General features: G+C 74.7%; 7 protein-coding genes. All 7 read right to left on the reverse strand.

Annotation, left to right across the window (positions count from 1 at the left end):
• Positions 1-73: 73 nt before the first annotated feature.
• The gene (locus tag Q0588_RS07515) at positions 74-283 is read right to left on the reverse strand and encodes a hypothetical protein (protein WP_298745232.1); all 210 of its coding nucleotides are present in this window, start codon (positions 281-283) and stop codon (positions 74-76) included.
• A gap of 69 nt (positions 284-352) precedes the next feature.
• On the reverse strand, positions 353-1,210 hold the full coding sequence (gene nadC, locus Q0588_RS07520) for a carboxylating nicotinate-nucleotide diphosphorylase (protein WP_298745233.1): 858 nt from the start codon (positions 1,208-1,210) through the stop codon (positions 353-355).
• Between the two features lie 11 nt (positions 1,211-1,221).
• Entirely contained in the window at positions 1,222-2,736 is a 1,515-nt protein-coding gene (locus tag Q0588_RS07525; RefSeq protein WP_298745234.1) for an L-aspartate oxidase, read from the reverse strand.
• Positions 2,733-3,581 (reverse strand): site-2 protease family protein, encoded by an 849-nt coding sequence (locus tag Q0588_RS07530; RefSeq protein WP_298745235.1) that lies wholly within the window; start codon positions 3,579-3,581, stop codon positions 2,733-2,735. Before Q0588_RS07530 ends, Q0588_RS07525 begins: the two co-directional genes overlap by 4 nt.
• Positions 3,582-3,690: 109 nt before the next feature.
• Positions 3,691-4,770, reverse strand: coding sequence for a quinolinate synthase NadA (gene nadA / locus Q0588_RS07535; protein WP_298745236.1), 1,080 nt, complete (start codon positions 4,768-4,770; stop codon positions 3,691-3,693).
• A 175-nt stretch (positions 4,771-4,945) separates the two neighbouring features.
• Complete coding sequence (locus tag Q0588_RS07540) at positions 4,946-5,470, reverse strand: methylated-DNA--[protein]-cysteine S-methyltransferase (protein ID WP_298745237.1); 525 nt, start codon at positions 5,468-5,470, stop codon at positions 4,946-4,948.
• Positions 5,451-6,143 (reverse strand): AlkA N-terminal domain-containing protein (locus Q0588_RS07545; RefSeq protein WP_298745238.1); only part of this gene is annotated, 693 nt, incomplete at its 5' end. The genes Q0588_RS07545 and Q0588_RS07540, both read right to left, overlap by 20 nt.

The following is a 6,143-nucleotide window of genomic DNA, read 5'->3' on the forward strand; positions in this document are numbered from 1 at the left end:
GCCCGCCCCGTGCAGGCCGCCGGCGTCGGAACCCGCCGCGGCGGGGGCGGCGGCGTCTGAGTCGCGGCCCATCTCACCGGTCCTGCTGATAGCCCTGATGGGTGGTGTTCTGCTTGATGTCGCCGAACCGCCCCTGTTCGGCGGTGTTGATCCCGGCGTCGCCGGGCTGGCCGTCATACACGTCCGTCCGCTTGTCCCGCCGATCGACGGAATCGCCGGAGAGATTGGCCTTCTCGCCCCCGAAGCTGCGCTGCTCCTTCGGAATTTTCGGCGCCTTGCTCATGGTTCGCTCCTTGAACTGCCTGTTCAGGAAAACGGAACCCGGCGGCGGCCGTTCCTTACCGCCGCGCTTTCACAGGGCGTCGAGGCCGATGTCGAGCGACGGCGCCGAATGGGTCAGCGCACCGACCGAAATGATGTCGACGCCGGTCTCGGCGATGGCGCGGACGGTGTCGAGCCGGACCCCGCCGGACGCCTCCAGAAGCGGCCGGTCGGCGGGCAGGGCCCGGGTTCGCGCGACCGCCTCGCGCAGCATCCCGGGGCTGAAATTGTCGAGCATGACGACGTCCGGGCGCTCGGCCAGGGCCTCGTCCAGCTGGGCCAGGCCGTCGACCTCGATCTCGATCCTGACCAGATGGCCGGCCGCGGCCCGGGCGCGCCGGATGGCCGGCCCGACGCCGCCGCAGACGGCCACGTGATTGTCCTTGATCAGGATGGCGTCATCCAGTCCGAAGCGGTGGTTGACCCCGCCGCCGCAGGCCACGGCGTGCTTCTCCAGCGCGCGCAGGCCGGGCGTGGTCTTGCGGGTGTCGGCGATGCGCGCCCCCGTGCCCGCGACCGCGTCGACATAGGCCCGGGTCAGGGTCGCCACCCCGCACAGCCGCCCCAGCAGGTTCAGCGCCGTGCGCTCGGCGGCGAGGAAGGCGCGGGCGTCGGCCTCGGCCTCGACCAGCACCGCCCCGGCCTCGAAGGCCGCGCCGTCGGCGAACCTGGCGTCGAGGCGGGCCGCCGGGTCCAGGGCCGCCAGGGCCAGCCGCACGCAGTCGACGCCGGCGAGGACCCCCGGCTGACGGGCCGCGAACGCCGCCCGCAGCCGCGCGTCCGGGGGGATGCAGGCCTGGCCGGTCAGATCGCCGGCGCGGCCGAGGTCCTCGGCCAGGGCCAGCCGCACCACCGGTTCGATCAACAGGTCGGGCGGACGCCGGATCATGGTCTCTCCGCTCACCCGGCCAGGGCCGGGACGGGGGCGCGGAGGCGGGTGTGGCGCGCTTCGGGGGCCGCGGCCGGAAAGTCGCGGCGCCAGTGGCCGCCCCGGCTCTCGCGCCGGGCCAGGGCGGACCCGACGATCAGGCGGGCGGCGGCCAGCGGCGCGGCGCCGGGCGTCCGCGCCTCCAGGTCGTCGATCACCGCGAGGGCGCGGCCCAGGCCCGCCGCGTCCCGGACCACGCCGGCCTCGGCGCTCATCACGCGGCGCAGCCGGGCCAGGGCCTCCGGGGCCAGATCGGGGGCCGGCTCGGGGGGCGGATCGGGGGCGTAGACGGGTCCGGCGGCGCTGCGCGCCTGGCCGGCGGCGCGGCCGGTGCGGCGCCCGAAGGCGGCGGCCTCGAGCAGGGAGTTCGAGGCCAGCCGGTTGGCCCCGTGCACGCCGGTGGCGGCGCATTCGCCCACGGCGAACAGGCCCTCGAGCGTGGTGCGCCCGTCCGGCCCGGCGGCGATGCCGCCCATGTGGTAGTGGGCCGCCGCGGCCACCGGGATCGGCGACTGGCGCGGATCCAGCCCCGCCCGCATGCAGGCGGCGAAGACCGCCGGGAATTGGCGCGGAAAGGCGGCCCCGACCGCGGTCCGGGCGTCCAGAAAGGCTCCGAGCCCGGCCGCGCGCGCCGCATGGACGGCGCGGGCCACGACGTCGCGGGACTGCAGGTCGGCGCCGGCGGCCTCGCCGAGCAGGAGACGGCCCTCGCGGTCGATCAGCCGGGCGCCCTCGCCGCGCAGCGCCTCGGTGGCCAGCGGCATCGGGTCGAGGCCGACATCCATCGCCGTCGGATGGAACTGGACGAACTCCGGATCGAGAATCTCCGCCCCGGCCCGCCAGGCCAGCGCCATGCCCTCGCCCAGCAGCGAGGCCGGGGTGGTGGTGTGGGCGTAAAGGCCGCCCGCGCCGCCGGTGGCCAGCACCACCGCCGGGGCCAGCACCTCGACCCGCCGGCCGTCGCGGTCGATCACGGCCCCGCGGACCCGCCCGGACGCGTCCTGGATCAGGCCGCGCAGCCGTCCGTCCTCCCACACCTCGATGTGCGGCGCGGCCCGGGCGGCGGCGACCAGGGCCGACAGGATGGCCCGCCCGGCCCCGTCGCCGCCCACCCGGGCCACGCGCGCCCGCGAATGGGCGGCCTCGAGACTGACGGCGAAGCCGCCGGCCGCGTCACGGTCGAACGGCGCGCCCAGCGCGGCCAGCCACTCCACCGTGGCGCGGCCGTCGGCGGTCAGCAGGCGCGCGGCCGCGGGCTCGACCAGCCCCGCCCCCGCCGCCTCGGTGTCCGCCGCGTGCAGGGCCGGCGCGTCCGAGGCCGACAGCGCCGCCGCCACCCCGCCCTGGGCCCAGGCCGACGCGCAGGCCTGCAGCAGCGGCGCGGGCGTCACCACCAGCGTCCTGCGCGGGGCCGCCTCCAGCGCGGCCGAAAGGCCCGCCAGTCCGCCGCCGATGATCAGCGGTCCGTCATGGTCGATCCGGCTCACCGGCCGAACTCGAAATAGCTCGCCCCCAGCGCCGCCGCCTCGGCCGGCGATCCGGTCACCGGCATCAGGGCCGCCAGAGCCAGGCCGGCGCAGGCCGCGGCGGTGAGCAGGAACAGGCCGACGCTGCGCGCGGACTCGCCGCGGGTCAGCGGCCGGCCCTCGGGCCGCCACGCGCCGCGCCGCAGATGTCCGAACAGGGCGACGGCCAGGAACGCCGCGAAAATATAGCTGCCGTTGGTGAGACCCCAGAGCACGACCACGACCCCGACCAGCATCAGCGCGGCCTTTTCGAGCATCGGATGGACGCCGGCCAGCACCGGGCCGAGCGCCTTGGAGCCGTCCAGCGGCGGGGCCGGGGCGAGGTTGACCAGATTGATCAGGGCGATGGCGAACACCCCCTGCAGCCACAGGCCGTTGTTCGTGACGACGAAGCCGGCGAGGAACGGAATGGCGGCCAGCAGGCCGAAGGCCGGTCCGGCCAGCGACACCAGCACCCCGTGCCATTCGCTCTGCGGCAGGCGCTGGCTTTTCGCCACTCCGCCGAGGAAGGGGATGATGTAGATCCGGGCCGGGCCCATGCCGAGGCGGTTCATGGCCAGGACATGGCCGTACTCGTGCACGAACAGGCCCCAGATCAGGGCCACGGCGATCACCCAGCTGCCGGTGACCGCCCAGATGAAGCCGCCCAGCAGCAGGGTCGAGGCCACGGCCCAGGCGGGATGCTGGCCCTTGTCCAGCGGCGGCTCGGCCGCGCGGGCCGGCTCGGCGGCGGGCCCGGCCGGGGCGATGTCCCCGGGCCGGGGGTCCCAGGGGCCTGGACGGCGGGGGGCGTTGGTTTCGGTCATGCCCGGGAGGTGGCCTTCCCCGACCTGAGCCACAAGGCCAGGACGGCGAGAAGCCGCAGGGTCCTCGGGTCGACCGTGGCCACGGCGCGGACCGGCGGAACATAGTGCATCAGATCAACTCCACCGCCACATGATGCCGGGCCCGCACGAGATCGTACCGGGCCGGCGCGGCCGGCGGCGGCAGATCGATCATCCGCTGGACCGCGAGGCGGGCCCGGTCGGCCATGTCTTCCGGCACGGTCACCTCGAACCGCATGTGGACGAGGCAGTCGCGGATGTTCTCGAGGGTGATCCGCTTCATATGCGGACACAGGTTGCACGGGCCGATGAACTGCACGCCGGGCGCGTCTGCGGCGACGTTGGAGGCCATCGAGCATTCCGTGATCAGGACGACCTGCTTCGGCTTGCGCGCCGTGACGTGGTCGATCATCGCCGCGGTGGAGCCGGCGAAGTCCGAGGCCGCCAGCACCTCCTCCGGGCATTCCGGGTGGGCCAGGATCTCCGCCCCCGGCCAGGCCGCGCGCATCTCGGCGATGTCGGCGGCGGTGAACCGCTCATGCACCTCGCAGCGGCCCTTCCAGGCGATAATGCCGACCGTCGTCTGGGCCGCGACGTTGCGGGCCAGGTATTCGTCGGGGATCAGGATGACGCGGTCGACGCCCCATTCCCGGGCCGCCCACTCGACCACCTGGACGGCGTTGGCGCTGGTGCAGCAGATGTCGGTCTCGGCCTTCACCTCGGCCGTGGTGTTGACGTAGGTGACCACCGGCAGGCCGGGATAGCGCTGCCTGATCAGCCGCACGTCGGCCCCGGTGATCGAGGCCGCCAGCGAGCAGCCGGCGCGCAGGTCGGGGATCAGCACGGTCTTGTCGGGCGACAGGATCTTCGAGGTCTCGGCCATGAAATGCACGCCCGCCTGGACGATCACCCCGGCCTTCGACCTCGCGGCCTCCTTGGCCAGGCCCAGGCTGTCGCCGACATAGTCGCCGACGCCGTGGAAGATTTCCGGCGTCATGTAGTTGTGGGCCAGGACGACCGCGTCGCGCTCGCGCTTCAGCTGGTTGATCTCGTGGATCAGCGCCGCCTGCGCCGGCCATTCCAGCGGCGTCACATGATCGCGGACCTTGGCCCAGACCGGCGCGGTGGCCAGCTCCAGCTCCCTGCTCAGTCCGAAGGCGCCGTCGGCCATTTTTCCCTCGCCTTTTGCTCGAGTTGAGCAAATTAGGGGTCCGAAGAACGGCGGTGGCGCCCCGGGGCCCGCCGCCGACTTATACTCACTTTCAGCATAAGCAGGTGCAATCTAGTCCGGTCGCCGGGGAAATCAAGGCCGCGGGGGGAGAAATCGGGGGTCGGTCCCCCCGCGGTCAGGCGGACACCCCTTCGTGCGCGAGCAGCCAGCGCTTGCGCTCCAGCCCCCCGGCGTAGCCGGTCAGGGTCCCGTTCGCGCCGATCACCCGGTGGCAGGGCACGATCACCGCGACGGGGTTCTGGCCGTTGGCCAGTCCGGCGGCGCGGACCGCCCTCGGCGCGCCGACCGCCGCCGCCAGCTGGCCGTAGCTGCGCGTCTCGCCGGCCGGGATGGCCCGCAGCGCGGCCCAGACCGCCTTCTGGAAGGCCGTGCCGCCGGTCCTCACCGCGACGCCGTCCAGCGCCCGCACCTCGCCCGAGAAATAGGCCTCGACCGCACGGCGCACGCCTTCGGGGGCCCGCCCCCCGACGAGAACCGGCTCCCCCCCGCAATGGCGGCGCAGCAGCCGCCTCATCCGCGCCTCGTGGTCGGCGAAGTCGAGCGCCCGCACGGCGCCCTCCCGGTCCGTGACCAGCAGCATCTCGCCCACGGGCGTGGCGACGCGGTCCAGGGTCAGGGTTTCAGGCGGCGTGTTTCGCATCGGTCTTCTCCAACAGGTCGGCGGGCGCGATCCCGGCCACGGCCAGGTGCAGGGCGCCGTAGGCCCGCCACGGCCGCCACGACCCGGCGCGCGCGGCCAGGCCTGTTTCGTCCAGCCGGTCGCTCGGCGGCTCGGCGCCGTCGTCGAGCCATTGGCCGGGCAGGCGCAGGCCGGGGCGGGCGGCGACCAGCGGTTTCAGCGCCGGGTCGGCCGACAGGTCGCGCGCGATGGCGTCCGGGTCGGCCGACAGGTCGAACACCCGCCGCACGCGGGCCAGCACCCCGGGCAGGGCCCTCAGGTCGTCGGCCTCGACGCAGACGGCGACCCGCCCCGCCCCGGCCGGCTCGACCGAAACGGAGCCGTCGGCCCCGTCGACCGCCCGGACCAGGACGCGCGACCATCTGCGGCCCTCGACGGCGTCGCCGCGCGCGGCCAGCGCCTCGAGCATCGTCGCCCAGTCGTAGGGCGGACGATAGGACAGGCCGAGGCGGACGCCGCCCCGGCGGACCGTCTCGCCGCGCCGTCGCAGGGCCGAGGGCGGACGCTCATAGAGCGCCTGGAAGGTCTCGTTGAAGCGGCGCACGCTGCCGAAACCCGAGGCCAGCGCCACCTGGGCCATCGACAGGTCGGTCTGGTGGATCAGGGCCTTGGCCAGCAGCACCCGCCGGGTCTG

It is taken from the genome of uncultured Brevundimonas sp. (assembly GCF_937870815.1).
In the GTDB taxonomy this organism is placed as follows: Bacteria; Pseudomonadota; Alphaproteobacteria; order Caulobacterales; family Caulobacteraceae; genus Brevundimonas.